Genomic DNA, 26,179 nt, shown 5'->3' with positions numbered 1-26,179 from the left:
TTACGCCCCCACAAAGTTGGTTACGTTCAGATTGAAGGTGATGGACTCAAAACCACGTTTCGGCGTGACAATCGCACTCAGACCGCTGTATTTCCCCTCTGCGTAATCAGACGGGTTCAGGCTGGTGTAGTTGGCGAACGGCACAGCGTTGATGACTGCGCTGCCAGCATAGGCGCCTTTTTTGTATTGTTCGTTAAAGGCATCTTGATTGAGCTGCGTATCAATAACCTGGCCGAGGATGAGCCCGTAACTGATGCCTGAACGAAGCGTTTTAAGTGCGCGTCGTTGCAAACGACCGATGCCTTGCGGCTCGTAATAAAGAGGGTTAACGGTGGTATTGGAGCCGTTGATGACCTCATTCGCCAGGTCCAACTCCAGGTTGATGGCGCACCAGGCTACTGCATACCAGTAGTTAAATGGATTTCCATCCAGCATATGGCCAGCCACCAACATCTTGTTGCTCAAGCCACCTTCCGCCGCCGTGCCGATGTAGTTGATATTGTTGTCCTGGAGGGCTTTCAGCAGTTTTCCATTCCCGGATGGAGGATAATCCGTGACGCCATACATGAAGCGGTACGCCATTGGCGGCACCATGTTAGACGAACCTGGATCGTTGGCCAGAGACGACTGGAACGGCGCAGCCATGGAGAACTCGGTATCGCCAATCCCTGGAGCCTCAACCCCCGCGAAAACGTTAGGATATTTCCCTGGCACCCACGCTTCATAGGTGGCAATCGTGGTGGTGACAAAAAACTTCACCAGCGATCCCGGCGAGGTGTAGTTGTTCACCAGCGTCTTGAACGAGGCCTCGGCGTCCCATTCGCGGGGGATCAGGTAGGAGAAGAAATTTTGATAGGTGTTACCCAGTGAAATATCTTCGTCGATAAACGCGCTCAACGCCGTGACAGCAGCGGACGCACTCAGCTCACCCAGCTCCAGCACAAAAACCGCGCGGCTGGTTCCCTGCGCCCAGTAGGTCGTATTCATCTGCTGGATTTCAAGTGCCGCCACCGAAAGCACGGTGCCCATCGTTGTTGCGGTACCCGGATCTGCGCTCAGCGCATAAGTAAACGCCTTGTCGCTAGTCACCGTTGCCGTATGGGCGCCGTTGTACCCTGCGGGCAAAACGCCGGAAATCAACACAGGGACCGTGTCCCCGTTAGCCCAGCCATGCGCCTCGGATAACGTCACCGTCACAGTATTCGTCGCCCAGGCGATAGCCGAGATTGATTTAGCTGGCGCGGCAATCGTTTTTAAATCGTCTTTTGACGTCAGCAGCTCATAGCTGCCTGGTACCAGAGTCGTCCCCCCAACAGAGACCAGCGCACCGGATTTCAGCAACTGGCTCGGTTTCGGTGGGTTGGTGACCGATACATTAATATTCACAATGGCCATTTAATTATTTCTCCACATAAATGGACGGGATGGCAGACGTGATCAACTGGCGGGCGACATTCCTCATCCGCTGCTGATAGTAATTGACTCGAAATTTAATCTTCTTGCGCATGGCGATGATGTTGAGCTCGTTTTGAGTCACGCGCTCGTCCTGCACCACCGGAATGTTCATTACGCCCATTTCAGCATCATCGCTGAGCGTGTATTGCTGAACGTAGCGGAGAAAATCCTCTACGGATGCATTGCGCAGACCAGTGACCGAAATCGTCACATCCTCGGAAACCAGTTGGTACTGATTGGATTTTTCATCCAGATAAAAAGCACCGGCGACCGGTACCGGATCGCTGCATTTCACCGTGGCATACGGCGGGGCCAGGTTTTGCAACGACAGCATTGCCGGAAACATCGGCATGTACTGGTTCAAAGACAGCCAGATCGGCAGCGAACTGGAGACCACCACATCCGCCAGATCGATATCGTCCGGCGAATTGATGATCTGTGACATCATGTGCGGGTAAATGGCGTGTCCGGTATAGTGGTAAATATTGGCGGGTTCGTTCAACCCGGAACGACGGGAAAACGCAAACCGGATGCCGTAGAACTCGCCGATGTAGAGCACCTCGGATCCAATGTCATTGAAGGGGTCAATATCGGCCTGCGCGGTAAACGTCACCACGTTTTTGTCGTAGAGCTGCTCCTCATCCTGAATGCTTTCCGTTGTCAGGTGCAGGTAGCCTTTTACGTTTTTGGTATCAGGTTCACTGCCCGGATCGTCGGCAATAATCGACGCTTTTACCCAAAACACGAAGCCATCCAGCGGAAGCACCTTGCGGATGTATTTCGTGAAGGTGACTACCTGAAAGCGGCTAAGATCGTCAAGACCCTGTGTCAGCGTGGCGTTAAGCTCGGTTTTCGCATTCTGCTGCAGTTCACTCAGGGAAGGCATTTAACACCCCACTTACCCAGGCGCGCATGGCTGCCTGATAATTTCCTGTATCGATAAATGATTCTCGCGGACCACCTTTCTTATTTTTGAATCGCTTTGATATGCCAAGCAAAGCGCGTCGGGTTGGTACACCCGGCATTCCGTTCATCTCTCCGTTATCCAGAAAGGCCACAAACAAATCGTGGATCCGCGACATAGATTCTGCGAACGGGTCCCTTGGTGGTGGTGCGCCAGCCAACATATTTTCGAGATTTGCGGCGAGGTCTTTACTCATCAGATCGGCAATGTCATTGCCATACCGATCGAAGAAGGTCTGCATAATCTGGTATTTTCCTTCCAGATATTCAGCAACGTTGCCGGTGGTGGTGTTCTCATCCCCGTAAGGAATATCGATAACACCTAGATGGAAGGTGATCATGACAACCCCCACAAGCTGCCAAACTGCTGGGCAATCATCAGATAGCGACGCCCCCACGGGTCCTGAAGCATCTGAAGGTCAGCAAGAGACAACTCCTTGAAGAAGTCAGGAACCAGACGCTGCGCACTGGTTGCGTTGTCCCCGGCTCCGGTTATCACGCCAGCCTTGAAATCATTAAGCCCAAAATCTTTCCTGAATTCAGCAAGCACTGACTCAGTGCCGTAGTTGATCAGGAACGATGCCCCGAGGTTGTAAACAGCCACGGTATAGAGGTTCGGCATGACACGCGCGATATCCTGGTTAACCCATTCAATCGAGCCGCCATAAGCCAGGGAAAATGACGGCGAGTCGTCGGGAACCTGATCAGCGGTTACCTTCATGTCAGTTCGAACGAATTCAATAAATCCCGACAGGCTCGTTATCATTTTTTCTTGCTCCCGGATTTTTCAGTCACGATGGTTTCGTTAACCATGTCCGCCTCTGAGTTGTCATCGCGGCCCTTTGCCTGCTCTGCGCTGACTTCCATTTCACCGGAATAGCCGGTGCCGCTTTCGCGCAACGAGCTGTCAAGCGCAGCCACGGACGCCTGGCGACGGTTGTGCGCGCCACGTGTCAGGTGGATATCGTTATCGCGGATAGTCTTTTCGATAACCGATGCTGAAACTGGTTTATTGATGTTGTAGCAAAGGCCGACAAATGCGTGGCTCTGGTCGATTTTCGTCGAGTCGATCAGCCCATACATTTCGTGGTGCTGAATGACTGACTTCAATTCTTCAGTGGAACCGTCGAGCACCATCATCTGATCACCGTGGTTAATTGGGATCTGGACAAGCCGGCCGGTCTCAATTTTGCGGTAAGCAAAGATTTGGCGTTGTTTGGTGGTATTAGCGATAAAGAGTTTCATTGGTTACCTCATAAAAAAAGCCCCTGCAGAGTTTCCCCGGCAGAGGCTTAACAACGACAGGAACGGATCAGTCGGTGTACTTCATGGACAGGATGGTGATGGCTTCCGGACGTACTGCCCAGCCTGCGGTAGAACGCATTTCAGACAGAACATCAATCGCACCACCAGCAATCGGTGTCGGGATTTCGCGAGGCGCGGCCATGTCGCAGAACATCAGGGCATTCGCAGCAAGAGACGGGGTCAACTTGGCGAATTCGTTGGTGTTAATGGTCGGGTTAACCATTGGCACCTCAACCTCTGGGATAGTGATAACCACCGCATCGGTACCACCTGCGCCCGCACCGATCAGGGTGTCGTCATACACCCAGTCAACCTGGATGTTTGCACCCTTCAGCACTTCTTTCACAGTGCCGCCGACGGTATCAGTACCGCCGCCAGGTCGCTGGTAAGACGTCAGTTGGACGATTTGCTGGATCTCCATTGCACCCAAGATACGCTGAGGACCAAGGATAACCACACGCTGCTGGCGACCCAGCTGCATGGTGCGGGTCAGGGCAGCCTGAACATGGCCCAGCAGATACACAGCCATCTGACCGTGATCATAGGTCAGTACGGTGGTGTTATTGTTGCTGTCCGGCGGCAGAGACTCGGTAGTCGCACCCGCGGTGTTCAGCAGACCCTCACCACCCGCCGGGTTCATGCCGTACAGCAGAGCAGAGCGGAGTTGCTGGAAGATGCCTTGACGCATACCCAGGCGCTGGGCCTCTGGGAGTGCGAAATTCCAGTTACCGGCAGCCGCCATATCGTGGTGGTCGTAAATACCACGGCAACGGAACAGGTAGGTAGGGGTGGAGATCATCTTCGCGTCCATCGCGACGCTCGGCAACTGGTTGCCGTTACCTGACTGGCTGGAGGTTACCTGGGTACGAATATCTAGACGACGCATATAGACGTACTGGTCGCCAACGCCGAGTCGAACTTGTGGGTTACCGCTGGCGATGGTTTCAAACGCACCTGACGCCTGCTGGTAACCGATGATCATCTCCGGCGCAATATACGACGGATTGACGATGGTGTAGCTGGGGGTAATTGCAGCCATTTAATTCAGCTCCCGATTAAAGTAAGACCAGCGCGCAGCTGTCGGTGTTATTCCAGGTCAGGAAGCCCGTCGTGCTGTCATAGCTGACAGTCTTGGAGTTTCCTGATTCGATGGCGATCACCTTTACCGGCAGCGTGATGTCGGAAAGTGTTACTGCGCCGATGTTGCCTTGCGTGGTGGCTGCGCCGCCTGGTGCAGTCGCCGGGGCGTAGGTGAAAGTGGTTGAGCTTGGAACGGAAAGCACAACAACGGTACCGTTGTATGCGGCAGGCGTTACGCCGCTGATTTTCACATACTGGCCAGCGCTCAGGCCGTGAGCTGTTGCGGTCGTTGCCGTTGCCACGCCAGAAGCAAAATTCACTGCGGTAGTCGCAATATCAGCACCCGCAAAACCGGCCACAGCCGCAGTGGTGATCTGGTTGTTCACGAAGTCCCAGGCCAGCGCCGTTTTCACGGATGCCCCGGCAGTGCCCAGGGCAACAACCTGCGCAGAGGCTTTCAGTGGAACGCGCATGTTGGAACCGAGGCGATAATACGAAACGCTCATGCCTGATGCATACAGCGGTACTGGTGACTGCGGGGTGGTCAGGCCATTATGCGCCTGGTTAAACACGGTGAAACCTTCCAACTCCGCCACGGACACAGCCCGGCGGATATATGAACCACGCGGACTAGACTGCGTGCCTGACAGAAGTTCAGCCACCGGCAGGCCGCCCCACAGAGGTTTGATTTCCGTTGCCGCCACGGTACCCGCGGCCAGATTAAAGCGGTTAGCCGGGTCATCCAGAGCAATGCCCTGGATATAACCGTCGGATTGCACACCGAAGGAACCCAGCGCGTTCGTGGTTGCCATCGGGTTAAGAGATAAATTAGCCATGCTTTAGAGCTCCCATTAAGCCTGGTTGTTGAAACTGGTGACCTGACGCTTACCTGACTGGAACGGAGCCCAGGTAGCAGCAGGATCGCCTTCGAAGGTGCTGATCTGGCGACCGGTCGCATCAGCGCGTTTGATTTCACGCAGCATGCCAGGGCCGACAGACAAGCTTGCCGATTTTTGCGCGTCGGCATAAATCTGCTTTTCAGCAAACCCTAGGAGCGCGGGATCAGCGATTGATGACAGGTCAACGGTTTTGAAGTCCGGTGAATGCTCCTGCAATTGGATCATCAGACGGCGCCGGTATGCCAGCGGCTTTTCGCCTGACAGCGGGACCGGGGCGCGTTTCCCAAAGCTGGAGAATACGCTGTCCGCCTTCACCTGCGCGTCAGCAACGTCGTTGCGTTCTTCGTCGCTCAGATCGGTTGGGATGCGCGTTTTAAGATCAGCAATCTGCTGACGAAGTTCAGAGTCTGCTTTTTCTTTTGCCGCCTTCTCTTCTGCTGCTTCAGCATCAGCTTTTTCCTTGGCAGCCTTCTCTTCCGCGTCTGCTTTGGCTTTCGCTTCTTCTGCCGCTGCCGACTCTGCATCAGCCTTTTCTTTCTTGGCCGCCTCTTCGGCATCCGATTTTTCCTTGGCCTCTTTTGCCTCGGAATCAGCTTTTGCCATGCGGGCATCGATCGCTTTGTTGATAAGCGCTACGATTTTTTCCTCGTCCATCTTTTCTGCCTCATTTGGTATGGAATCAGATTTAACACCAGTAGGGGCAAGGAGTTTGTCCCATACGCCCTGTTCACAAATTGCAACGTGGTCGAGCAATACCGGGGAACCTTCCACCAATAGAGGCTGACCGTCGATTTTGATGATTGAGTCCTGCATTTCGCTGTACGTGACGGTTGGTGAGGTGCTTAACTGCCTGGTCGCCATAATTCCGGCGGCTTCGGCGTCGTACACTCGGGCAATTGCCCACACCTCACCATTATCAGCAACCCAACTGTTCGTCAGGGTGCCGATAACACGCTTCGCAAATTCATCGCTATCGAGCTTGTTTTTCTCCGGGTGTAGCCAGATAAGCGGTACACCGGCAACGCGCTGGAGAAACTCAGGTGTGAGATAGTCATCCGGGTTACGGAATGCCATCTGTTGATCTGCAGAGCGCCAGGTAACCCCCGTTCCGGTCACCCGGATGGCGAACATCCACATGTTGATAAAGTATTGCGGGCTGCTTAATGTCCCATCAGCGATAAGCGCGGCCACGTCGGTTTCATTGAGCGCCTGCTGCGCCAGCATCTCAGCAAAAGGCTGATGAAGCGGCTTTGGCAGATCGTCAATATGGAACCACCCGGCGGCCAGCGATTCGTCGTTTAGCTTCGCTTCGAACTGCTCTGGTACCTCAGCGCGAAACGTCAGGTAATCACCGTAGACGCTGTGCGGAGTCAGTGGGCCATCGAACTGATACCCCACCTCCTCAAGCACTTCGCGGCGCGCAGCGTCAATGGCGAGTTCGCCCGGTTCGACCGTGCCGCCAGGTTGACACCACGTTCCATCATCAGAGCGCTGGATCAGGAAGACGAACTTACCCTGACGGAACATTATCCCGCTGCCAAAAATAGCCACGTTTTAATGCTCCTATGCTGCTTTCATTGACTCCATGAACTTATGCCCCTTTTGGGTCAGCATGTATTCAGGAATGCTGCGGATGTTGTAGATGTAGGTCACATAGCACTGGCAAAAAACCTCCTCCCCAGGCTGAGTGATTTCATCGAGATACCCAGCAGGCCCGGCTTTTACATAGCCGTTTTTTTGCGCCCAGTTACCGCGGATCAGGTAGAACAGTTGATCGCGCTCCTTGTGGTCCTCGCGGTAGTCATACCCAGCCCTGCGCCAGTGGCTGTGCCAAATCGCTGCAATCGCGTTGTTGCTCGTTGCGATCACGTTGTCAATGTTGGCTATCAGTTTATGGTTCTGGTCGATCATGACCCTGCGCGCTTCATAGTCCACCTTCTCGGCGGCCTTCTGAATGTGCGCAGCCGTCTCCCGCATCGTTCCCTGAATGCCGGTCAGCGCGATGCTGTCAGCGGAAGGAATGCTGCTGGCCCAGCCGCTAAAACGCGACAACGTTGTATCGATGGCTTTCTTGCGGTTGAGCTGGATAAGGTCGGCGCTGGCCAGGATCCGCCTGTCGAGTTCAGTCCTCAGTTTCGGCTCAAGGTAGTTGAGCGTAAACCGGGATATCCCCTGGTGACGTTTCAGCGCGCCAGCGCGACCAACCTGCAGGTCGTAGGCGTGCGTAAGGTTGCGGGAAACCATCGCCATGTAGTCGTTAGCGGTTTCGCTTTCCGCCGCCTGCCTGATGATGCTCTGCCAGCGCTCAAGCTCCTCGCGAGACGTGTAGCCATTGCGAAGAAAGAACCTCACCGCCTCTCTCACGGTTCGCGTGAACGTGTTCATAGCATCATCCCTCCGCCCGGTTCTTCAGCCTTTGGAGGCTCTGGCGGCGGATTTTCTTTTAGCGAGATGTAATCGAGGTTAAGCCGCTGAGGGAAGAGGTTCTCGTTGGCGTTAGCGTTTTCACAGGCCCACTCGATCAGCGTTGCGCGGTTTTCTGGGTCTGCTGTCAGTTGCGGCAGAACCACTTCCAGCATGCTGACGATGGCCTTAAACCGAGTCTCATCTACCTTCACCTTCTCGCTCTCCGGCTCCTTGAGGGAGGACGGCCAACGGTACTCGAAGTTATTTATCCACATCGAGAAATACAGGCTGTAGGTGTTTTTCAGCTCAGGGAAGTCGGCGCGCAGCGACTGGAAGAACTCAATGCTCCACGCCCTGTACTGGCATACGCGAATAAAGAATGCATAAAGCTGATCAAGCCATTCGCGGATGTTGTCGATGTACACGGCAACCGACCTCGCATCCTCTGTACCCTCACCAAACCCCTGAGCAAACGTTTCTGAGTTCAGGATGATTGCTGGCATGTCAGCGGCGGCAGCTACGTTCTCCAGAATGTGCTTGCGGGCAGAATCTAGCGGTTTTTCCAGGTTGCTCAAGTCGATTGACTCGATACTATCTTTGTCACCTATTTGCAGAACCTCTCCCGTCTTCCCCCTTTTCAGCATCATGCGCTTTATGCCGCTCAGCTTCTGAATCATGTTGTTGACTACCGAGCTGGGCCCCTGAATTTTTGTCACCAGCAGTCCGCCCTTCACAGCCACCATGTCGTCGGTGCGCATGGTCTGAATGAAGGATTTCAGCGGGTACAGGGCGCGCTGGTAAACGCTGCGCCCGGAAAAACCGAACGCCGCGGGGTTGTACGCTAGATAAATCGGATCCTCGTTCTGCACAACGACACAGCGCGATTTGTGATACGGCTTGCCAGCAACCCGGATGCCATCGACTTTCTGGAAGTCCTGGGCATTAGGATCTTGGTTTAAAACGATGCTGCCCGCTGTGTTGAGCGGGTCGAGAATATTGAAGCTGATGTTGTGTTTATAGAGCGTACGGTAATCCAGTGACTCATTGGGCGCTTGGTTATCCACCAGCATAGCCACCGCCGACACACCGTAAATTCGGGCAATGCGGGCAGCGTTAGCAATATGCTGGTTTGCTCCAAGCGCCTTCCATTCGCGCTCGAACGCATCCCGCAGGCGCTGCTCAAGGCCATAAGACTGAGCAATATGCACGGTACGCGGTTCGTTCATCGCCATCTTAATGGGGCGATCCACCATTTTGCCGCCCAGCGGGTGGTAGAGGTAGACCGTTTTGCAGGTCTGATAGCCCGCCGAGGATCCTGGCTGGATATCATCGCTGTCCAGCAATGCTATCAACTCTGAATGAGAGCAGCTGCCGATTTCGAAATCATCTTCGTTCATTGGTTCTCTCGTCAGATTGCATCGCCGCTACCGAATGCGATGATCAGCCCGTAGGTGTAATCATCGAGCAAATCATCGGCGCGCTTGTGCGCTTTCTTGTCGGCAAGGTGGAATCGGGATACCTGCTTGTGCAGATGGTTGGCTGCTTCGCCTTTGAAAACAGCAGTCTTCTCGTAGGCGTATCGGGATATTTTCGCCAACCCGCGGTAGTGATAACCGGAGGCCATGATGGCGCGTTCGTCCTTACCTTTGCTGGTTAGGGCTGATTCAATTTTGTTGACTGGCCATCCTAGGCTCTCCCCTTTTTGTAGCAGGATGCTGCCCATGCTGGCGTCTTCGATAAACACGCCAAGGTTGCCATTTACGGCTACGCACTGGCCGGACAATTCATTAAGTCGCTCGAAAACCGACGGCATCCACGTTTCCAGTAATGCACCGTCAATCTGCACAACGTCCCAGTCGAGAATGGTCAGTCGCTGGCGCCCTGGGCGCGTATCGACGGCGTAATAAATCACCGCCGTGCCATCGTGCTCAACACCACCTTTTACGGCGGTATCCATAACCGCAAATACGGCCTCACACATCTCCGGGTAATCAACAGGCTGATCCTGATTTTCACCTTCGAACCATTTGCGTATATCGAACAGAGAGGCCGCTGACCAGTCAACGAACTCAGCCAGAAATTCTTGGCGGAATACCCGAGGGTCGTTGTTCTCTCTCTCCTTTTCCAGCTCTTCCGGCGGAACAAACGGGTTGGAGGATGTCGGTGCGTGGTGCTCAATAAAGCCCAGTCTTTTGTTATTGCAGATGGCGTAAAAAAAGTTCTCTTCGTCCACGCCATCTGGTGTTGAAAATACGTAGGCGCGCCCCTTAGTCGTCAGCAGCGTTGGCTTTATCGACTTCGGCCAAATCTCCTTCAACATCTCAGGGGACTTGGTAAAGGAAGCCTCGTCTATCAGGACGATTTCGTACTCACGTCCACGCCCAGCCAGTTTGTTGTCGTTGGTAACCCAGAAGTCAATCTTGCCGCCATTCTTCAGCAGTAGACGCTTTTCCTGACGGCTAAAGCTTTTCTTCAGGGGCAGCAGGATTTCTTCTAGCTTGTCGTAGATCTCCTGATACTGACGATATTCAGCAGTGAAGATCCCTACCCGTCCGCCAAGCTCAATGTCCATGCCTGGGCGCTTAAACTGCGCTGTGGCGTAAGTCACTGCTGCACTGGAAAGCATGAAGGTTTTTCCCCAGCGGCGACCACACCTGACTGCGTGCAGTTGCTCATTCCATGAGTCAGACCAAACCTTTAGCTGCCCGTCGTGGAGCGTCGGTAGGTAAATGTCAGCCATATCATCTTCCAGGTATCGGTAGGGTGTTATGCACGACGATCGCGTTGTCGCTGTCACCGTCTTTCATAATGTCGATTTCCATCCCCATTTTTTCCGTGGCCACGATTCGATATTCGGTATTGGCGTAAATCTTCCCGACTGTGGCAATCGTTCCGGTAATCGACTCGATGCGGACTGTATTGCGCATCATGGCTTTCTCAGCGGCGCTGATATTTTCTAGCAGCACTTTGCGCTGCTGCGGTTCTTCAGTATCTTCAAGCTTTGTCAGCCAGCGCCCAATGTTTTCAGCTGCTACCAGATTGCTGGCACGCAGGCGGAATAACTCATCATCCAGGCTCAGCGCCTTGGCATCCTCTATCACCTCGTCGCTCAGCAGCAGGCGGCGGGCATAGCCACCATGTTTAAGTGCGTGCTGATTGCCTGGCTGGAATGGTGGATGATTCTTTACGCGCCCGCGTCTTTCGGGTTTCGTATCTGACGGTGAGTCGTTCGGCCTTGGTGCGTACTTTTCATCATCACCAGACGCAGCGGGCTTTGACGTGGTACGCACCGTTTTTTTTTGCGTACCTCCTTTGCGTACCTGCGTACCTTTTTGCGTACCTGATTTCTCAGCGCGTACCCAGTTGTTTTTTTTGGCGCGCTTTCTTATCGCCCCCTCACTGATACCGTATATCTCTGCCATGTCGCGGAGAGAAAGTTGACCAGCACAGTAGTCGCGCTTGAGGCCTCCCTCATCCGGCTTTGTCATAGCGATCTCCGTAAAATAAAAAAGCCATTAGCAACCGTGGCCAGGGTAGCCGGTAGGTGTTGCTGATGGCTTTGCTTGCGCATTACACAGCAGCCTCTGAAAGCTGCTCTGTGATGTTATATAGTAGTGCAAACACTTTGCTGTTTGTTTCAAAATCATCCACCCGCGTTGATAATGCCCGTGTGGTTACGCACTGTGATCTACATACTCAAAAAAAGGAATTAACATGTTGGAAAATTCAGAACAAAAAATCATCGACCTATACACTGAAGTAGCTGCTCTAAAATCGCTAGTAGTACAATTGCTTCTCGATAAGTCGGACGATGATATTCAGCGGTATGTTAAGGCTGTTTCTTTACGCCCAACACTGTATATGGCATCCCCCTCACCAGATAAAGAATTGATTATTCAAGCAAAGGCAAAAGAAGTTGCTAGAAAGGTTGTTGTGGAAATACGTGAATCACGAAAATAACGCTGCAATCTGAGAGCCCTTATGGGCTCTTTTCGCTATCCCATCGAGTTATGAGAGCTGGATCGAGAAGCTGCTTTGTGATGCATAAAAAAACCGCCCGTATGCGCTTCCACAATTGGTATGATGCAACCCTTGCTTGCTGCTCCACTAAAATTTCACAATGGGAAGGGTTATGACTGAGTTCACGCTGCGCCCACACTTTCAGTTGGGTTTTACGAAATTTAATGATTTTTTCGCTATGAGTTTTTCTGGGGAAAACTCACCAAAAAACGTGGGAAGCGTTTTAGGTACCGAAGCATCTTACTTTTTAAGTCAACTCAAAAAGCTTACCCAATTGACTGATGACGAAGAAACCCGTTTTCTTGACTATCTTAAGTCTAAAGGTTTTTAGCTGCTTTCATGGGTGGCACTCGGTGAATGCCACCTGTAATGCCGTCAGTCCTTCAAATATTCTTCTGTTTGAAATGACTTTTCACCGGAATACAGCACAGCGCTGGTGTTGTCTACGACCGCTGTAGAATGCGGATTGACGTTTTCAGCCATCCACTTGATCAATGGCCTTGCGGCCTCTTCGAAGCCTTTCTGGCACTGTGCATTCTCATCGCTGACCGCACACTCGCCCAAGCATGGCCCTTGGTCAGCAAAGCAGTTGGTGCAGGCGTGATCGTGTTTTCCTTGCTGCTGGAATGTTTCATGGATACCGCCTCCCATGTTGTACCACTGCCAGCATTTACCGTATTCGCGATTCAGGGAATGATCATCCAGTAACTCAATTACCACTAGGTCACGTATCGCTGCTTTATGTTCTGGCTGATAGCCTTCTCCAATGGCGGCCTTTATATAATCAACCATTTCCTCGCGCGCTGTGGCTAAGGTTACAACTTGAACACCAGGGATTTTCCCCGTAGCGATAGCGTCATACAGTGCGCCGATAGCGTCCCAATCGCGGCCACCATTTGGAAAGTAGTCCTGCATCGCCGATAACGCATCACTCTTAATTTTTTCTGTTACCTTGTTCATTGAGTTTTTCCTGTGTTTTCACGTTGCCACTTAATCAGCCCCTCAATCCGAGAGGCGCATATATCAAGCTCGTTCTGCGCCATCTGCAACGCTACGACCGCATCGCCGAACGTTGAGCCAGTGAACGGGGTTTTCTCGCATAGCTGCGTATATACCGCTGGCGGGTACACGTAGATAATCTGCGGGGCCGGTGGCGGCTTAGGCTTTTCTGCGCAGGATGTCGATAACATCATCAGGCAAAGGCTGATTGCCACAGTCGCTCGACTCCAAAGCGTCGCGTAACTTTCTGTTTTCAGCATCGGCCTTGGCCCTCTTCTGCTGCTCAATTTTCAGTTGTTCCTCGGTGGCTCGCCGGTCAGCGCCAATTGACCCTTTCAGCTCGGTGATCGTTTCATCACGATCCGCCACCGCTGTATTGAGCTTTTCATTCGCATCGCTTAGCGTCTTGTTTGCGTCATTGGCGTTATCAAGCCTATGTGTCTGCACTGCAGTAATGCCGCCAAGCGCAATAGCCACCAGCAGTAGGCCAATCAGGCCATATTTGCTTAGTTCTGCCATGATGCCCGCCTATCTAAAATTATGCCTATGTATCCAGCACCCCAGCGCGTATAAAACCAAATCCTGCGGCCCGTTGATGGACGCTGAATATCTTGGCGAATAACGCCAATTGAAAATAAGCGCCACCACGGCCATTTTTGCGGCCCATGTGACGGCTTCATGTTTGCGGCAAAATGGTCCGTTGATAGCTCAAATCTTATTTTCATGCGGGGATCTCTACATGCGGCGCATCCAAGAAGCGTGCGGGCTTATCGTGCGGGTTACCCGTCCAAGTGATACCGAAGCGCAACTTAACGCCCAACTCGGCACCTGCCTGGTGCATAGCATCTAGTACCGGCAACCAGCACTTATAATCATTCCAGTCACCACCAACGGGGAACAGATCTACCGCGTGGCCAGTTAGGTGTCGGCTGTCCAAAGTCTTACTTGCTCCCGCAGCCTTCAGTGCCTTTTGCCGTTCTAAGGTGCGGAACCCCTCGATAACAATAAAATCGACGGTGGTGATCTCCAGCGCGCGACGAGCCACTCTGACCAGGGCTGGATTTACGCCCTTAAGGTTGCCCTCACTGCGCTGACTGAATCTGAAATTACTTGCCATCTTCTTTTCCTTCATCCAGCGGCTTACCTGTGACCTTCCACTTAAAAATGCTGGATAGATAATCAGTGCCGAGATACCCGATAATTACGCTCGATATGTATGCGAGATCAGTTGTTAAACCCGCAAAGCCGAGCAAGTCGCGCACTGCAAATGCAATCGCAGCGCACATCAGTGAATCAAAAAAGCAACGACGGAATGGCTTTTCGTTATAGCGCCCACGCAGCCACGCGATAGTAGCTGCGATACCGGCGTATCCCATTTCGGAGCGATGCTCAGACAGCCACCTCGTGATCAGATCAAGCAGATCGGGGTTGTTATTCATTTTCATAGTCTCCCCCTCCCTGCACGGGCTGGGCGTCAGAAATAAAAAAGGCCACGCAACAGCGCAGCCCTATCTTTTTTGATTTACATCAATTAACAATGCCTTCAGCATTGCTTTGAAACATAAGAATTGTTAATCATATTTATCACCAGCATGCTCAAGCAGCTAATCCATCTTATGTAGTGCCGGTTCCCTGGTGTTGGTCATATTGACTCCCACAGCCCTAACGGAGGGTGGTGGTTTTTTTTGCCTTAACATTGTAATAACACGACCTTGAACTATCCTCATCAGATGATGGTGGTGTGCCGTCTAATAAAACCATCACGCCCTCTGAATGCCCTCGCCCTGAGTTCACCCACTTGCTCGGGGCATTTTTTAATGCAAAAAAGCCATGCATTAGCAACCCAGTGATAAGCCAATACCTAAATTAGGTCATGGGGTTAACAAAGTGAACCGTTGTGCTAACAACAACACTCCAGAACAAAATGCAAGAGCCAATGATAGCCCACCATACAACATGTCGTTTCCAGTTCATTCCTATGCCCTCGCAAGAGATACAATTAAATGATAGGAAAATTCTCGATAAAGTCACAGCAAAACACAAAAGATAACTCTTAGCCTGAAGTAATTTTCCTCGTGTCGCTCTCCTTGGCACGCACAACCGAACCGAGATACTGGCTTTGCCCGTTCAGGTAGCGGTTGGATCGGGTGTGCGCCGTATGTCCACACAGAGGGCAATGCATCATTTTTCATTTCCCCTAAAGCGAAAACCACGCAGTAGCGCAGCCCTGTTCAGTTTTAAGATATTTCTTGTTTGTTTTTAGTTGGATTTATCTACTACACTTTTTTATATCGGTTTGTGCCGGTGTAGAAAAATGACATCCCATTATGAGTTCTCTTGCCCTGCCTCTCCGTTCAGGGCTTTTTTTTGCCGTTAGACATGGCTTGACTGATTGTGGTTAACGTGGCGTTGTGGCCCTATCACAGTTGTGCCGACCACCATCCCGATACGTTTCGCGGCTGTGACCGCTACTACCGATTACTTTAAGGCTCGGTAACCACAATGATAAACCCACCGTTTCACAACGCGAGCGATGGACTTACCATTGTGAGCCAGCTATCACACCCGCTTTTGGTCTTCGAATTTTTCGCTCAACTCTAGACTGCTTGGTAGCATTGCCCAGGCAACGTAAAAATCGTGCGGTGTCATTTCATCCATCATGAAAGTGTAAATACCGACGTGATAAACCTCGCCGTTTTCCTCCCATGCATGAATCTCCCCTTCGTGCCATCCGTCGCATGGATTAAGGACCAATACGTCTCTTCCATCAAGGTCTGCTGTTGGTAATTCGCTGGCAGGTCTGAAAGTGAGTTGTTCGATAACGTGCTGTGTCATAGGCATGCTCCAGAAATGCAAAAACCCGCTCATTGGCGGGTTATTACAACTTTGGCGACATATCAAAAGTAGGTTTAAATATGACATAAAGTGTCAGGTTTTACAATATCAATCCTCTGCGTAATGGCTACCAACTCTTCCCTGGGCTTCAATCAATGCCCCTTCGTCCAGGCTAGAAGCAATCCCTTTTAAAGCCTGCCATGGGGCTGCATAAGTTTGATACCAAGTTTCGCGGGATATCGACATCAAGTTAGCTAACGCCGTGGCCGCATACTCAGTGTATTGATCATTCCAGTTTTTGGCGGCTACGTCTTGCACTGCCAACCAAACCAGTGAGATCAATCGCAACTTAACCCGCTTCTGAATCCTGGTACTCACCAATTGCTTTTCGTAGGTTTCCCAGACATGTTGGCAAATGAGGGTTTGTAGCTTAAAGCTTAGATCCCAACCATAGCAGTATTTGAGCCAAGCTTGCTGATGTTCGTCAAGCTGGAGAACAGCGCGGCGCCATGCGCAATGTGCGTAAGCAAATTCTTTCATCGGCGGTAGAGGCTGCCGGCGGCTTCGTGTTTCCATTACATAAACAGCGGAATTGTCAGAATATACTTGCCGCCCCCCTTCCAATTCTACTTTATGCATGCGATGACGAGTGTAACCGTTCTTATCTGCCGGAGGATGTTCACTGAATGCTTCCAGTTGCCCTTTTGTTCCGCCCGAATCATCCAGAAGCGCCGAGCGCAACCGTATACGGATATATTCAAGTTGCTGTGCGTTCATCCGATTAAGCCCTCTTTTTTCCAGATTTCGAGCGTGCGAAATACCCCCTCGGCATGCATTAACTTGAGTTCGTCGCGGGTGTATTGGGTTTTAATTCGACCATCCACGGCATCGTGGCAACTGCTACAGCCTATCGCTGCTACATAATCATTGGGTTTCATACCCATACCACATATCCCCGCTAAGCGGTAATGAGCCAGTACCGAGGTGTAAGGGTTATAATTACATACGTTTGGTATGCGGATCTGGCAATCTCGACCCTCGGCCGCTTTGCGAAGGTTCACCATCATGCGTACTCCAGCAACTGCAAAGCCACGTTCTCAGCTTCTTGCCTATTGCGGAAACTGCGTGACAGGATGAAATTCCATAGAACGTTGAAAACGGACTTGTACAGGCCTTGGAATGTGTCTTCATCCATTTTGGAAAACGATATCGATTTGGGTACCCGTTGGCGCAGTCCATTGGGCAGGATCACCTCATCGTAATAGCCAGCTTCAACCGTGGCCCATGCTCGGTAAGGCTCAAAGGACTTGATCACCGCAATTTCTTTGGCGCGCAACTTTCCTACATTAAACAGGTAGTCATCAGCAACTGAGCTGATGATTGCTCCATGCTGGCCGGACATATCAATGAGATATTCGACAAACCCATCAATGAGTTGCCGTTCGGGCAGCGTCAATGTGCCGCCGGTTGGTGTCCAGTAATCGAATCCAAATTGCAGGAGTTTGAAAAAACGCTTGTGAAATTGATAGTTACGGACGCGGCGGAACTCGGCCTGGATCCATTCTCCAAGCTTTACACGTTGCAAAAAATCGCTGGCCTCGATCGTTGCCGGGGTCAGGATAGTTGGTGCGGATTTTACTAACTGTAGTAACTGCGCCATTGGTTGCTCTCCAGTAGCGCAGCAGGTGATCAGCTGTTCAGGCTGATGATGTATTATACATTACTTTCGTTTGACGATGTAACCAGCCATCCTCAGTATTATGACCATCATATCCATATCAACGACAACCTGATCAGGTTGAAGTGGCATTACTGCCTTTATCTTCCCCTCTTCCGTATAAATAATTGATCGCCCTAAAAATGGTAGCTCAACTGGAAGTTCATATAAAAAATGACCATTCACGGGTTACATCTCCCTAAATTATGGGAGATTAGAAAAAATGCAACTTCCAATGTTTTTAACATACAAATCACCCAGAAATATTAATGGAGTATTGACTGTGCATTCCTATGCGGCGGCAATACATTAAAATCCCTGGTGAAAAAAGTTTTAATCTTAACCGCTTTATTTTGTGTGGATATGTTGCGGTTTTAGATTAATTTGCACCAGTCAACTATTATTATCAATACCACTAAAAGTGGTGGGTCATTGAGTGACCCGGCGGGAAAATAGCCGCAAATAACATGGATAATGCAGACCATTGATAATTAATGGTTATATTATGCAAGAGATTGAGCTGGAACTTAAGAACACCATCAGGAAATTACTTATAAAACAGAAGTATAGTAGAAAATGGTTGGCCGGAGCTACAGGTATAGATTATGAGCGTGTAAAGCGGTTACTCAATGACCGAAGCAATCAGAGGTTATCTGTGGCTGACGCTGATTTAATGCTAACTGCGCTCGGGAGTGACCTGCGCCGGGCACTAATAAGCCCACTATTGAAAAAACTTCGCGCTGAAATTGATGAGTATGAGTAATGAAAAGGGGGTTGCCCCCCTTTTTTTTATCTTGACTTTCGACTGATGCCGTCCTTGAACATTACTTCTCCCATAGCATCACTAACTCTCGATCTTGATATGAAAACGAGGTTCGCCGTCTTTCGGCTCCGGCCACTTCCGTGCTTTAAGGATTGGCAGCTTTCTCTCCATCGCTTCAATCATCTGATCATCAGTGATACCGGCGCGGCGTTGGGCATCCCATAGCAAGAATTGCATATCAGCCCACTCTAAGAGATCGTCAGGCGCAGCAGCTGCTTCGCGTGCCTCTTTCGCAAGGTGCTTTAACGGACCGACAGGCCCAACATTCCCGAATGTGGCGTTCGACCATTCAGCATGTTGCTGCCGGATAGGATGCTGTAGTCGCTGCTCTGCGGCCTCTGCACGTTGGCTTTCAGATTCGGCCAAGCCGTGGAAATCCCACATGTGCCGTTCGTAGTATGCTGATTGCTCTTGTTCCAACTTTAACGCTGTCAGCAGTGCGGTTACGTACTCTTGCGAGTAGAGCGCAATCTCATCCGGTTGCTTCATGGGTGAAAGAAACATCCAGCCTAGGCCACCATTTGCGTCGTTTAATTCTTCTTGCGTTGTCCAACCTACAGGCTGGCTAAGTGCTTCTAATTTATCGCTCATCAGTCACCTCACCCTGAACCCGTTGCAATTGCGGAGAAACTCTGTGATGTAGCCCTTCATCTGGGCGTGCCATTCTTTATCGTTGCCGTTACACCATCCATCGGGCGGAGTCCATGCATCCACTAAATCAGCCATCTTCTTCGCCTTTGCTGGCGTAGCTGTTGCCGTGTCGCAGTGGTGCCGAACATCGACAAGGTTTTCCATGCCTGGAATATCAAGCACGCAAAACCATGTGTAATTTGGCATCTCGACATCGGGTATTTTTTGGCTTTTCCGCCGCTTATCCACCATGCATACGCTCATGCTTTCTGCTCCTGCATCATGAGATAGACGTTCATCGCTGCACGGAGTGGGTTCGAAGAGTCGGCATCAATGTGAATATGGTCTGGAGCAACTGCCTCCCATTTGTGTGGCATTGAGTGCTTAGCCCATATCACGCTTATTTTGCTTCCAACAATGATCGGCCATGCCTGATCGGGGCGGTTGCAAGGGTCGTACTGCGTGCCGGATGATCGGTAAACAGCATTGAATGCAGGCTCGCAGGAACCGTAATTGCCGGTTAATTTCGCCACACGCTGGTTAATCTCAAAATCTGATAGTTCGCTGTAGTTCATGGCTTTGCTTCCTCCTGGGCGTCACCGATCGCCAATTGATAGACCGTGGTCGAGCATTGGCTTTCCGTTAGAAATTAAAATTCCGCTAACTTCAATGTATCCACCGCAGCTATTTACCCAGCGAACGCAGTAGAAACGCTCATTAACTGGCTTGTCGCCGTCGCTGGTGTGAACATCTACGCTCCAATTGACCACAGCGTCATGGAACCCCGTGTCTTTCAGTGCAGCTAAGGCGTAGCGGTGCAACCGCTGAGCCAGCCTTGTTGATATTTTTTTCTCAGTGAGAGAAAGGAATACAGGTAGCGCTTTACCGGTCATGTCAAAGCGCTGCTCCTGGCGAACGTACACCTCAGTTTTCAATCTCTCTCCCCCTGTGTGTGCTGCCCCGATGGCTTTGGAAATCCGTCATATACTTCCGACAAATGGCCGCGTATTTGCAGACGGCGCAGGGCGCTATACATCAAATCGCATTCAGCCTGTTTGTTAGCCTGGAAGGGTTTATCCGAGTACCATACCGCGTTACCCGGCCAGCCATGAGCCTTGTAAACTCGACTCCCTTTCGCATACAGCAAGCCCCAGCCTTCCGGCAAATCTTCGGGATTGATAATCCCAGGCTCACAGATGAAGAAGCGCCAATCCCCCATGCCTAACTCGGAATGAATACGAAACCGTTTTTTACGGTCAGCGAGGAAGTCTGCGCGGCTCGCCTTGGCTTCGATAAGGCATGACGACCCGTTACGAAAGCCGATTGCGTCCGGCTGCTCTCCGGTCGATACAGAAGCAACAAAGCGATCATGGAATGCCACTTTGAAGCCGTTATTTCTGAGGAACCGCTCGGCAATCAGGCAAAGTTCATCATGCGTTAGCTGCTTACTCTTCATGATGGGCCTCTGTCATCTTGGCGAACGCTGAATTAACGGCGTTTTTCATCCGTTCGATATCCTCATCCATATCGCGGAACTCAACGCCTTTGCGGCTGCGCTGCAAGGTGTAGCCACAGCGGGCCATGTACCAAAGGAACGTATCGACAACGTAGATGTGGCCATCACGGGCGTTACCGTTTTCATCGGCGTTTGTGATGGTGAAATGCATGGCCTTGAAAATGTCTTTCTGGTCATGGAAGTCGCGCATGAATGCGGGAAGGTATTCGCCGCTTTTCAGCCATTTGGCAAGCATCCGATCACTATCGCTATTAGTTGCCATCACGCCCCCTCCAGCCCGTCAAATTTAAGAGTGGCCGCAAACATGTCGCTTGGGTCCCTGAAGTATTCAACCTTCTTCACAGCCAGGCGCATGACAGGCCCCTCTGTTGAAGATATGAGGATGAAGTCACCTTTCTTAATGCGTGGGCAGAAAAGACCGCCTATGGGGCCGTGGCCGGTAACTTTCATTTGTTTCTTTGTGCTCCAGTTGTCTGTTAAACCCTGGATTGCGTGGCCCCAGTGCATGCGCGTGTAGTTGTGCTTTACCGGTATGTGCTTTGGTTTTCTGCGGAAAATATCAAATAGGCTCATCACCGGCCCTCCCAAGACACGCCAGCTTTTACCAACTGGCGACAATGCCGAATTATTACCGAGCGGGTAATTTGCCCGCCCATGCGCCATGGTGAATAGTATGGGGACTCATCAACGCGTCTAACCTCTTCCGTCGCCGCATCGTGAGCGCGCATGATGCCTTTCCAATCTGTGGTCTGGTTAATTAGATCGCGATGCAGTAAGTAAAATGCATCGTAGCTGTCAGCCTCACCCCAGTAATCAACAGTGGTCACTGCCCATTCGTCGTAATGAAGGCGATTGCTGTAACCGCAATCCAAATCGAAAGCATCAGCGGGGTACTGGCGAGGCATGAGAGCCATCAGTAACCGCATTGCTTCAGTGCTGAATTTCTTTTCAATGCGGGCCTTGCGATTGTCGTAGCGACGCTTTCTCATACCCGGCCCTCCCGCAGCTCGACCAGATACCCGCGAACATATTTTGAAAACGCCTCTCTCCGCTCTACCTGGCCGTAGAAGAATGGGCCTTCCATGATTTTTGCTGTTTCAGCGTCCCAAGCATCGGCGAGCTTCTCAACGCCTCTAGCCTCGATCCGGGTCAGTGCGGCATCGGTGGCAGGAAAGCTCAATTCCTCAGCGCACGGGATTACCTCGCCGTAGATGCGTTCCATCGCCTGCTGCCAGCCATATTCCATCGCGTCGTAACGGTCAGTGATGCCACGGTCTTCCAAGCCGCACCCCATGCCTTCAGGGTGATACTGGGGTTCGTTATCTAAATCGGTAACGGCGTCAATGATGGCCTTCTGCTCTGCACACTCAGCAACAACAGCATCCAGCTGCGCCTTGAGCTGCTCGTAATCTTCAAACTTTATGTAACTACCAGCCGTATTTACGTACATTTCTGGTGCGCCAGTAACGAAGCCGACATCCGGTTCATAACGTGTTGGTGATTTAGTCATTGTCCTGCTCCTCTGGCTGGTCGTCGTCTTCGGCAAAACAATCAAAAACGATGCATAAAACCCATACAATAACGATGGCTGTGACAGCCCAGACCGCTCCGCCCGGCTCTTTTATCAGTTCCCAGAACTCAACCATTGGCGTTACCCCGCACAGACGCCAGCGCCTGATCGAACATTTTGTGCAAATGGCAGAACTGCAGTTCAACAGAGTTGAAATGCCAGAGTCTTTTATCGGTGGGATTGTATTGAGAACTAGCGCGATGATTGATCTCCGCTCGTACCATAAACCTTTCGCTGGCATGGATCAGGGTGTAACGCGCCTGATTACCCTGGCCTACTACGACGATCTCGGCATTCGGTGATCTGACCATATTCCTCAGCCTAGTTACGATTGAGGCGCGGGTTAAGTCATTGCCGGGGTAAGCCTGGTGCGCCAGCTTGTAAATTTCGCTGGTGCTCAGTTCTTTGCACTGGATCAGATCTACAAACTGCTTGGTTGTAATTCTGAATTTTTGGCTTGTTTTATTGGTCATTGGTTTATGTCTCGGTTATTTAACGATTTTACTTTTTGCGTCGGCGCGAATTTTCGCCAACAGTTCCATGCCTTTTTTCTTGTAAGCCCCATCGGCGTCGGCGATCTGTGATTCGCCTGGTGGCCGATACTCCAGCGCCTTGGTTTTTCGGATCGGCGGGATTGAAAAGCCCATTTCGACCTGCTTGGCCCATTTCGCCAACTGACGCCCGGCCAACGCCGCCAGCTCGGCCTGTCCTAGTTTTCGCTCAACGCCAGCCCTGCGCAGTTCGGTGCAGATCTGGAACAACACTGGGTGTTTCCAAGGGAAGCTTTCCGACGATTCATAGCGCCATGACTCGTTGCGCCAACGCTTGTATTCCGCCATGACATCCTCGGTTGTGAGTCCAAACGGGTTGGCCGTGCACTCGCCGACAATCGCCGTGAACTCGGCAAAGTCTGGTGGCCAGTGGTTGCCCGCGCTGCAGCGTTCCATGCACCGCTTCGCCGCGAACGCCAGTTGTTCATTCGAGAACCGCGAAATCGCTTGGACCCAAATCATGGAGGGCGCCACTCCGTTCTTGGTCACCCAGCGGTTCGCATAAATCCCCGCCATCGTCTCCCAGAGGATCCAGCCCCTGTCTTTCCCGCTCTGCGTTTCGTGCAGCCCTGACCTGCTGCTGAGCGGTAACGCCTGCTGTTGCTCTTGTCGCATTTGAACCTCCCGTTGATGCTGGTTTTCTTACCGCCGCCCGTTGCCGTTCGTACAGCACGTGATCGGCAAATTTCTGTTCCCACTGGGTTTGATTTAATACCCTTCCCTCGGCCTGCCAGAACGAAATAAAACTGGCCAGCTCAGTGGCTTCGTACCCTGGTGCTGGGCCTGTGATAATCCGGCCCCACAGTGCCGCCTGCCGTTGAAACTGTTCCGACGGTACCCAATTGCCAGCCATGGCGAATTTACCGAATGGCGTTTGCAGGTCGTCGCCCCATGGTTCCGGTTCCTGTAGTTCCCCTGGTTTTTTATCAGGGGGTAAATCATCAGATTTTTGCTGGCCCCCTAGAGAGAGGGTTTTATCTTTTAGATCTACTTCTTCCTCTACTTCTGGTAACGCATTTGGATCCGCTGGTGTAACGCCTTGTGCGTTACCTTTGGCGTTACCACTAGCGTTACTATTGCGTTTCACTTGTCTTGATTTTGTAACGCGGTTATTTGTAAGTGCCCGTTTTTTCGATGAATTCCCGTTGTGCCTGTCAAAGTTCGGGAATACCAACGTTTCGCCCTCGTTAGCCAGCCAACCGACATGAATCAGTGCATCCGAAAAACCGGTAACGAAAGTGATGCGATCAATTGCATTTTTAGTAACGCTGGTAGCGTTACACTTTGCGTTACCGTCGATGGTCTGCTGATCAGCCCAAGCCCAAAGGCGAACCAATTTCCCTAACACCGCGTCAGGATCCAGTTTCAAAATTTCCGACAATTGGAACACCTCCGGTTTATCTGGAGTGATTACCTCTACCTTGATCCAACTTGCCGCCATAATTGCCTCTACTATCAGTATTCTGTAACGCTGAGTGCGTTACGTTTTGCACACACAAGGGTTAACGTCGTGCAGAAGCCATGGCGCTGCTTTTGGTCGGTTTCCCCTTTACTCGCCTGCTATGCTTCGCATGCGTTTTGGCCCATGCCAGCAGTTCAGGCAATTTCATGCGTGGGTTGCTGCGCTGGTGATCGACAGCAGCCATGGCCGACGACACTGCGACAGCCTCCTCGTATTTCGCCTCACGCAGCTGCGCGGCGATCTGCTTTTGCAGGAAATCATCATGTGTGGTCATTGGTTTATGTCTCGGTCAGTGCAGTGCGCAATATGCGCGCCGTAGTTCATGGAAGCTCCGTTCCGCCTCGTCACACTCTCGCTCGAAGTCTGCCGGGGATGCGTTAAGCAACGCCGCAGCGATCGCCTCCTGGTGCTCTTTCAGCGAACGGATGGCCAGATATTCGATGCTCTTGCCTGCAACCAGTCGGGCGCGCAGTTCTGCCGGTAATGCGGCCAGGATCGCAGGCTGCAGCATTTCGATTTTCCGACGGGCGCCAGCAGTGTCGCTGTCCAGCCAACGGAAGATCTGCTGCTTGTTGTTGTGCCATGCAGCAAAATCCACGGTGCCGTCGGCACGTTCGATCTGGTCCAGGTGTGGCAGGTCCAGATTCATGTCGAAGTAAGCCCGAGTGATTTCGGCTGCGACTGTGCGCTGAGTGGCCTCCGTGGCCCATCCGCGCAGCGCGTCGCGGATCAACTCGTGTTTGATTTCCATATATCAGTCCTTAAGGGGCGACGCAGGTATCCTGCTGCTGTGGTAATCCATCGGTTGGATTTGGGTAAAGGTCAGGCCGCAACTCATGGGGAGTCACACCGGTTGCTTGGTAAACAGCGAGAACGCGGGAAGAAGGCACTGACCCGGCGTATTTTGTCTTCCACCGACTAATAGCCATCCCTGTTACCCCTATGGAACTCGCCAACTTGCGGGCCGAACCTGCCGATTTAATTGCCATATCGAGAGCTGTCATTGGTTTCTCCTGTAAATAACCCAGTTAATAAACCATGGATTTACACAAAAAACAACTCATGAATTATTGAGAGTATAAACTAATGATTTACAATGTGGGTATGAGAAAAATACAAAATGTTAATCTCGAGATGGTCTCACGCCTGACTGAGCTCAACTCCCGAGGGATCAGCAAAGCTGAAATGTCACGCATAGCCGGGGTAACTCCTCAAGCCGTGAATAATTGGTTTAAGAAGGGCAGTCTGAGTAAAGAGTCCGCCATGGCTATTGCAGATGCTGCTGGCGTTTCTGTTGCGTGGCTTCTTGGGGAGAACGTGGAGGAAGCTAGCGGCCTTACGTCTGATGAAATGGAATTGTTGAAACTTTACAGACAGTTACCTGATATCGAACAGAGGAATATGATTGCGGCCTTCGGTTCAAGATTGAAGGAACTTGATGAATTAGTTGAAATTTATGCTCGCAGAAGACTAAAAGAAGATCCAAAGCCAAGCAACTAAACGCCCCCCTCCCCATTAAATTTCCAGTATCCCAATGATAGTAAATAGGTTGGGCTTTTTTTTCTAAACCCGCTGATCAAATCAACCGCTCCTAAGGGCGGTTTTTTTTCGACCAAAGGAATCATGAGTTGACACATACATAAACCAATGGTTTAATTAAATCCAAGCAGCAGGTGAAAACGTTCTGACAGCCGGAAAGACGGCAGAGACATAACCAATGTTCAATAAGTGATCGGAGAGGCAATCATGAAAGGTAATACAAAAAAAACGGATATGACCGGATTTGGCGCTTACTGGGTTCGACAGGTTGTTACCACGCAGAAGCCATTGCAGCTTCCAAGTTCACGCAAGGACGGCGGGAAGTGGTTCAACAGCAAAGAAGAAAAGCACCAACGTCACCTCCGCCGGAAGTTGAATCAGACAGGCGGGACACCTCGCGGACGAGTTG

Annotated in this window: 40 protein-coding genes and 2 pseudogenes; 4 read left to right on the top strand and 38 right to left on the bottom strand. The window is 51.4% G+C overall.

Translation table 11 applies throughout. The features are described 5' to 3' along the window. The 12 genes from ACKWMY_RS17745 to ACKWMY_RS17690 form a co-directional block, all read right to left on the bottom strand. Positions 1–1,395 carry a hypothetical protein gene (locus ACKWMY_RS17745; RefSeq protein WP_409486727.1) on the bottom strand — a complete coding sequence of 465 codons (1,395 nt, stop codon included), beginning with the start codon at positions 1,393–1,395 and terminating at the stop codon, positions 1–3. Positions 1,396–1,399: 4 nt separating this feature from the next. Further along, positions 1,400–2,341: a hypothetical protein gene (locus ACKWMY_RS17740; protein WP_074031904.1), complete on the bottom strand. Its 942-nt coding sequence runs from the start codon at positions 2,339–2,341 to the stop codon at positions 1,400–1,402. Then, positions 2,325–2,759 (bottom strand): hypothetical protein, encoded by a 435-nt coding sequence (locus ACKWMY_RS17735; RefSeq protein ID WP_074031903.1) that lies wholly within the window; start codon positions 2,757–2,759, stop codon positions 2,325–2,327. Before ACKWMY_RS17735 ends, ACKWMY_RS17740 begins: the two co-directional genes overlap by 17 nt. Then, positions 2,756–3,184, bottom strand: coding sequence for a hypothetical protein (locus ACKWMY_RS17730; RefSeq protein WP_409486726.1), 429 nt, complete (start codon positions 3,182–3,184; stop codon positions 2,756–2,758). The genes ACKWMY_RS17735 and ACKWMY_RS17730 overlap by 4 nt, the downstream gene beginning before the upstream one ends. After that, positions 3,181–3,663 carry a hypothetical protein gene (locus tag ACKWMY_RS17725; RefSeq protein ID WP_409486725.1) on the bottom strand — a complete coding sequence of 161 codons (483 nt, stop codon included), beginning with the start codon at positions 3,661–3,663 and terminating at the stop codon, positions 3,181–3,183. Before ACKWMY_RS17725 ends, ACKWMY_RS17730 begins: the two co-directional genes overlap by 4 nt. A 67-nt stretch (positions 3,664–3,730) precedes the next feature. Beyond that, a complete protein-coding gene (locus ACKWMY_RS17720) occupies positions 3,731–4,762 on the bottom strand; it encodes a DUF2184 domain-containing protein (RefSeq protein ID WP_409486724.1) in 1,032 nt (343 codons plus the stop codon). 16 nt (positions 4,763–4,778) lie between these two features. Further along, a complete protein-coding gene (locus ACKWMY_RS17715) occupies positions 4,779–5,639 on the bottom strand; it encodes a hypothetical protein (RefSeq protein ID WP_409486723.1) in 861 nt (286 codons plus the stop codon). A 15-nt stretch (positions 5,640–5,654) separates the two neighbouring features. After that, positions 5,655–7,253, bottom strand: a complete 1,599-nt coding sequence (locus ACKWMY_RS17710) for an NUDIX hydrolase (RefSeq protein WP_409486722.1) — start codon at positions 7,251–7,253, stop codon at positions 5,655–5,657. 12 nt (positions 7,254–7,265) lie between these two features. After that, the gene (locus ACKWMY_RS17705; protein WP_409486721.1) at positions 7,266–8,087 is read right to left on the bottom strand and encodes a hypothetical protein; all 822 of its coding nucleotides are present in this window, start codon (positions 8,085–8,087) and stop codon (positions 7,266–7,268) included. Continuing rightward, positions 8,084–9,505, bottom strand: coding sequence for an anti-CBASS protein Acb1 family protein (locus tag ACKWMY_RS17700; RefSeq protein WP_409486720.1), 1,422 nt, complete (start codon positions 9,503–9,505; stop codon positions 8,084–8,086). The genes ACKWMY_RS17705 and ACKWMY_RS17700 overlap by 4 nt, the downstream gene beginning before the upstream one ends. An 11-nt stretch (positions 9,506–9,516) precedes the next feature. Continuing rightward, the gene (locus ACKWMY_RS17695) at positions 9,517–10,848 is read right to left on the bottom strand and encodes a terminase large subunit domain-containing protein (protein WP_409486719.1); all 1,332 of its coding nucleotides are present in this window, start codon (positions 10,846–10,848) and stop codon (positions 9,517–9,519) included. A 1-nt stretch (position 10,849) separates the two neighbouring features. Beyond that, on the bottom strand, positions 10,850–11,596 hold the full coding sequence (locus tag ACKWMY_RS17690; RefSeq protein ID WP_409486718.1) for a hypothetical protein: 747 nt from the start codon (positions 11,594–11,596) through the stop codon (positions 10,850–10,852). A 226-nt stretch (positions 11,597–11,822) separates the two neighbouring features. On the opposite strand from ACKWMY_RS17690, the gene ACKWMY_RS17685 reads away from it, so the two are divergent. Together ACKWMY_RS17685 and ACKWMY_RS17680 are read left to right on the top strand one after the other, a co-directional pair. Continuing rightward, a complete protein-coding gene (locus tag ACKWMY_RS17685) occupies positions 11,823–12,068 on the top strand; it encodes a hypothetical protein (RefSeq protein ID WP_409486717.1) in 246 nt (81 codons plus the stop codon). 172 nt (positions 12,069–12,240) lie between these two features. Next, positions 12,241–12,459, top strand: coding sequence for a hypothetical protein (locus ACKWMY_RS17680; protein WP_409486716.1), 219 nt, complete (start codon positions 12,241–12,243; stop codon positions 12,457–12,459). 44 nt (positions 12,460–12,503) lie between these two features. Here ACKWMY_RS17680 and ACKWMY_RS17675 read toward each other — a convergent pair whose 3' ends face one another. The 9 genes from ACKWMY_RS17675 to ACKWMY_RS17635 form a co-directional block, all read right to left on the bottom strand. Next, on the bottom strand, positions 12,504–13,088 hold the full coding sequence (locus ACKWMY_RS17675) for a hypothetical protein (protein WP_409486715.1): 585 nt from the start codon (positions 13,086–13,088) through the stop codon (positions 12,504–12,506). Then, complete coding sequence (locus ACKWMY_RS17670) at positions 13,085–13,318, bottom strand: hypothetical protein (RefSeq protein ID WP_409486763.1); 234 nt, start codon at positions 13,316–13,318, stop codon at positions 13,085–13,087. The genes ACKWMY_RS17675 and ACKWMY_RS17670 overlap by 4 nt, the downstream gene beginning before the upstream one ends. Then, entirely contained in the window at positions 13,287–13,646 is a 360-nt protein-coding gene (locus tag ACKWMY_RS17665) for a hypothetical protein (protein WP_409486714.1), read from the bottom strand. The genes ACKWMY_RS17670 and ACKWMY_RS17665 overlap by 32 nt, the downstream gene beginning before the upstream one ends. A gap of 202 nt (positions 13,647–13,848) precedes the next feature. Further along, entirely contained in the window at positions 13,849–14,259 is a 411-nt protein-coding gene (locus ACKWMY_RS17660; RefSeq protein WP_409486713.1) for a M15 family metallopeptidase, read from the bottom strand. Continuing rightward, entirely contained in the window at positions 14,234–14,572 is a 339-nt protein-coding gene (locus tag ACKWMY_RS17655) for a phage holin, lambda family (RefSeq protein ID WP_409486712.1), read from the bottom strand. The genes ACKWMY_RS17660 and ACKWMY_RS17655 overlap by 26 nt, the downstream gene beginning before the upstream one ends. A gap of 1,114 nt (positions 14,573–15,686) precedes the next feature. After that, positions 15,687–15,962, bottom strand: a complete 276-nt coding sequence (locus ACKWMY_RS17650; RefSeq protein ID WP_409486711.1) for a hypothetical protein — start codon at positions 15,960–15,962, stop codon at positions 15,687–15,689. A 108-nt stretch (positions 15,963–16,070) separates the two neighbouring features. After that, positions 16,071–16,739, bottom strand: a complete 669-nt coding sequence (locus ACKWMY_RS17645) for a bacteriophage antitermination protein Q (protein WP_409486710.1) — start codon at positions 16,737–16,739, stop codon at positions 16,071–16,073. Continuing rightward, positions 16,736–17,026, bottom strand: coding sequence for a DUF1364 domain-containing protein (locus ACKWMY_RS17640; RefSeq protein WP_409486762.1), 291 nt, complete (start codon positions 17,024–17,026; stop codon positions 16,736–16,738). The genes ACKWMY_RS17645 and ACKWMY_RS17640 overlap by 4 nt, the downstream gene beginning before the upstream one ends. Next, positions 17,026–17,622, bottom strand: a complete 597-nt coding sequence (locus ACKWMY_RS17635; RefSeq protein ID WP_409486709.1) for a DUF1367 family protein — start codon at positions 17,620–17,622, stop codon at positions 17,026–17,028. Before ACKWMY_RS17635 ends, ACKWMY_RS17640 begins: the two co-directional genes overlap by 1 nt. 562 nt (positions 17,623–18,184) lie before the next feature. On the opposite strand from ACKWMY_RS17635, the gene ACKWMY_RS17630 reads away from it, so the two are divergent. Further along, positions 18,185–18,442 (top strand): hypothetical protein, encoded by a 258-nt coding sequence (locus ACKWMY_RS17630; RefSeq protein ID WP_074032435.1) that lies wholly within the window; start codon positions 18,185–18,187, stop codon positions 18,440–18,442. Positions 18,443–18,535: 93 nt separating this feature from the next. Here the strand turns inward: ACKWMY_RS17630 and ACKWMY_RS17625 are convergent. The 17 genes and pseudogenes from ACKWMY_RS17625 to ACKWMY_RS17545 form a co-directional block, all read right to left on the bottom strand. Continuing rightward, positions 18,536–18,811, bottom strand: a pseudogene (locus tag ACKWMY_RS17625) (dATP/dGTP pyrophosphohydrolase domain-containing protein); the annotation flags it as partial. A 285-nt stretch (positions 18,812–19,096) separates the two neighbouring features. Next, on the bottom strand, positions 19,097–19,396 hold the full coding sequence (locus ACKWMY_RS17620) for a hypothetical protein (protein ID WP_409486708.1): 300 nt from the start codon (positions 19,394–19,396) through the stop codon (positions 19,097–19,099). Beyond that, on the bottom strand, positions 19,393–19,707 hold the full coding sequence (locus ACKWMY_RS17615) for a phage protein NinX family protein (protein ID WP_409486707.1): 315 nt from the start codon (positions 19,705–19,707) through the stop codon (positions 19,393–19,395). The genes ACKWMY_RS17620 and ACKWMY_RS17615 overlap by 4 nt, the downstream gene beginning before the upstream one ends. 21 nt (positions 19,708–19,728) lie before the next feature. Further along, positions 19,729–20,025, bottom strand: a complete 297-nt coding sequence (locus ACKWMY_RS17610; RefSeq protein WP_409486706.1) for a hypothetical protein — start codon at positions 20,023–20,025, stop codon at positions 19,729–19,731. A 38-nt stretch (positions 20,026–20,063) separates the two neighbouring features. Beyond that, complete coding sequence (locus ACKWMY_RS17605) at positions 20,064–20,588, bottom strand: hypothetical protein (protein ID WP_409486705.1); 525 nt, start codon at positions 20,586–20,588, stop codon at positions 20,064–20,066. Beyond that, positions 20,578–20,910 (bottom strand): hypothetical protein, encoded by a 333-nt coding sequence (locus ACKWMY_RS17600; RefSeq protein WP_409486704.1) that lies wholly within the window; start codon positions 20,908–20,910, stop codon positions 20,578–20,580. The genes ACKWMY_RS17605 and ACKWMY_RS17600 overlap by 11 nt, the downstream gene beginning before the upstream one ends. Continuing rightward, positions 20,910–21,221, bottom strand: a complete 312-nt coding sequence (locus tag ACKWMY_RS17595; RefSeq protein WP_409486703.1) for a hypothetical protein — start codon at positions 21,219–21,221, stop codon at positions 20,910–20,912. The genes ACKWMY_RS17600 and ACKWMY_RS17595 overlap by 1 nt, the downstream gene beginning before the upstream one ends. Further along, positions 21,221–21,637 carry a hypothetical protein gene (locus ACKWMY_RS17590; protein WP_409486702.1) on the bottom strand — a complete coding sequence of 139 codons (417 nt, stop codon included), beginning with the start codon at positions 21,635–21,637 and terminating at the stop codon, positions 21,221–21,223. The genes ACKWMY_RS17595 and ACKWMY_RS17590 overlap by 1 nt, the downstream gene beginning before the upstream one ends. Then, on the bottom strand, positions 21,634–22,158 hold the full coding sequence (locus ACKWMY_RS17585; protein ID WP_409486701.1) for a hypothetical protein: 525 nt from the start codon (positions 22,156–22,158) through the stop codon (positions 21,634–21,636). The genes ACKWMY_RS17590 and ACKWMY_RS17585 overlap by 4 nt, the downstream gene beginning before the upstream one ends. Beyond that, on the bottom strand, positions 22,151–22,294 hold the full coding sequence (locus ACKWMY_RS17580; RefSeq protein ID WP_409486700.1) for a hypothetical protein: 144 nt from the start codon (positions 22,292–22,294) through the stop codon (positions 22,151–22,153). Before ACKWMY_RS17580 ends, ACKWMY_RS17585 begins: the two co-directional genes overlap by 8 nt. Then, positions 22,287–22,691, bottom strand: coding sequence for a hypothetical protein (locus ACKWMY_RS17575; protein ID WP_409486699.1), 405 nt, complete (start codon positions 22,689–22,691; stop codon positions 22,287–22,289). The genes ACKWMY_RS17580 and ACKWMY_RS17575 overlap by 8 nt, the downstream gene beginning before the upstream one ends. A 15-nt stretch (positions 22,692–22,706) precedes the next feature. After that, positions 22,707–23,165 carry a replication protein P gene (locus ACKWMY_RS17570; RefSeq protein ID WP_409486698.1) on the bottom strand — a complete coding sequence of 153 codons (459 nt, stop codon included), beginning with the start codon at positions 23,163–23,165 and terminating at the stop codon, positions 22,707–22,709. Positions 23,166–23,193: 28 nt separating this feature from the next. Then, positions 23,194–23,622, bottom strand: coding sequence for a DnaT-like ssDNA-binding domain-containing protein (locus tag ACKWMY_RS17565; RefSeq protein WP_409486761.1), 429 nt, complete (start codon positions 23,620–23,622; stop codon positions 23,194–23,196). A gap of 129 nt (positions 23,623–23,751) precedes the next feature. Beyond that, a pseudogene (locus ACKWMY_RS17560) lies at positions 23,752–24,210 on the bottom strand (hypothetical protein); the annotation flags it as partial. Positions 24,211–24,271: 61 nt separating this feature from the next. Then, the gene (locus ACKWMY_RS17555; RefSeq protein WP_253083480.1) at positions 24,272–24,505 is read right to left on the bottom strand and encodes a hypothetical protein; all 234 of its coding nucleotides are present in this window, start codon (positions 24,503–24,505) and stop codon (positions 24,272–24,274) included. A gap of 15 nt (positions 24,506–24,520) precedes the next feature. Then, entirely contained in the window at positions 24,521–24,880 is a 360-nt protein-coding gene (locus ACKWMY_RS17550; protein WP_261458177.1) for a toxin YdaT domain-containing protein, read from the bottom strand. 112 nt (positions 24,881–24,992) lie between these two features. Continuing rightward, positions 24,993–25,235, bottom strand: coding sequence for a transcriptional regulator (locus ACKWMY_RS17545; protein ID WP_409486697.1), 243 nt, complete (start codon positions 25,233–25,235; stop codon positions 24,993–24,995). A gap of 82 nt (positions 25,236–25,317) precedes the next feature. Between ACKWMY_RS17545 and ACKWMY_RS17540 the strand changes: the two genes are divergently transcribed. Beyond that, positions 25,318–25,731, top strand: coding sequence for a helix-turn-helix domain-containing protein (locus tag ACKWMY_RS17540; RefSeq protein ID WP_409486696.1), 414 nt, complete (start codon positions 25,318–25,320; stop codon positions 25,729–25,731). The last annotated feature ends 448 nt before the right edge of the window (positions 25,732–26,179 follow it).

It is taken from the genome of Serratia sp. J2 (assembly GCF_046269175.1).
Lineage (GTDB): Bacteria > Pseudomonadota > Gammaproteobacteria > Enterobacterales > Enterobacteriaceae > Chania > Chania fonticola_C.
The sequence above is the reverse complement of the archived record's forward strand: the minus strand, read 5'-3'. Positions and strand labels throughout refer to the sequence as shown.